Here is a 1088-nt window from a genome sequence, read left to right as displayed (position 1 = left end):
ACTTCTCTGGCAATGTCCACGGCGGCACCCTGCTCAAGTACCTCGACGAAGTGGCCTACGCCTGTGCGAGCCGTTATGCCGGTCGCTATGTCGTCACGCTGTCGGTAGACCAGGTTATTTTTCGCGAGCCGATCCACGTAGGAGAGTTGGTGACCTTCCTCGCCTCGGTCAACTACACCGGCAACACCTCGATGGAGGTGGGCATCAAGGTGGTGACCGAGAACATCCGCGAGCGTTCGGTGCGCCACACCAACAGCTGCTTCTTCACCATGGTGGCCGTTGACGACCAACGCAAACCTGCCGCTGTACCGCCATTGCAGCCGCATAACAGCGAAGACAAGCGCCGCTTTGTGCAGGCCCAGCAGCGTCGGCAGATTCGCCAGGAGCTGGAGAAGCGGTATCAGGAAATCAAGGGCTGATCCGCTTAAAATCCCAGGATTAAAACTGGATCAAATGTGGGAGGGGGCTTGCCCCCGATGGCGTCAGCAGCCACACCGCAGGACTCCCATGAATTCCCAAAGCATCCTTGTTCCGAAAATCTCCACCTTGCCCGTCCACGAACCCCGCGCCCGGGCGATCGTGCGTTGGCTGGTGCGCAAGAACATCATCAAGGAAGAACTCACCACCTGTGGCCGCACCGGCAACCGCATGGGCCACGCCCTGGCCGATGGCGCCCGCGCCGTGGTGCTGCACCCCGAAGCGCTGCCGTTCAACGAGCCGGTCAACGGCCTGGAGATTATCTACAAGCGCTGTATCTATACCCCTGCCAAGGGTTTTCTCGAAGAAGCCGGCTGCCCGGAATGCCGCAAGGAAGTCGGCGAAGCACTGTTCGAAAGCCTGGAAGACTGGATGCCCGGCCACACCGACAACTTCACCTGCCCGCTGTGTGGGCATGAAGACGACATCAACGGGTTTCTGTTCCTACAGGAGTGCGGGTTTTCCAACCTGGGCTTCATTTTCAACAACTGGGCGGAGGCGGGGTTCAAGCAGAGCTTTATCGACGAATTTGCCGATTGGCTCGATCAACCTGTCTCTTGGGTCAAGGTGGAGCTGTAGCAGCCGTCGTTCCCGTCTATCAGCAACATGTA

At 59.0% G+C, this 1088-nt stretch carries 2 protein-coding genes; both read left to right on the top strand.

What is annotated here, in order from left to right:
• Positions 1-419: acyl-CoA thioesterase (locus tag H8F21_RS29350; RefSeq protein WP_203585851.1), on the top strand; the 419-nt coding region annotated here is incomplete at its 5' end.
• 88 nt (positions 420-507) lie between these two features.
• On the top strand, positions 508-1056 hold the full coding sequence (locus H8F21_RS29345; RefSeq protein ID WP_203585850.1) for a sugar ABC transporter ATPase: 549 nt from the start codon (positions 508-510) through the stop codon (positions 1054-1056).
• Positions 1057-1088 lie beyond the last annotated feature (32 nt).

Source organism: Pseudomonas arcuscaelestis, from assembly GCF_016881005.1.
In the GTDB taxonomy this organism is placed as follows: domain Bacteria; phylum Pseudomonadota; class Gammaproteobacteria; order Pseudomonadales; family Pseudomonadaceae; genus Aquipseudomonas; species Aquipseudomonas arcuscaelestis.
The sequence above is the reverse complement of the archived record's forward strand: the minus strand, read 5'-3'. Positions and strand labels throughout refer to the sequence as shown.

Excerpts from the sequence above, each read along its gene's own strand:
- H8F21_RS29345 (WP_203585850.1), top strand. The coding sequence starts at position 508 with ATGAATTCCCAAAGCATCCTTGTTCCGAAAATCTCCACCTTGCCCGTC.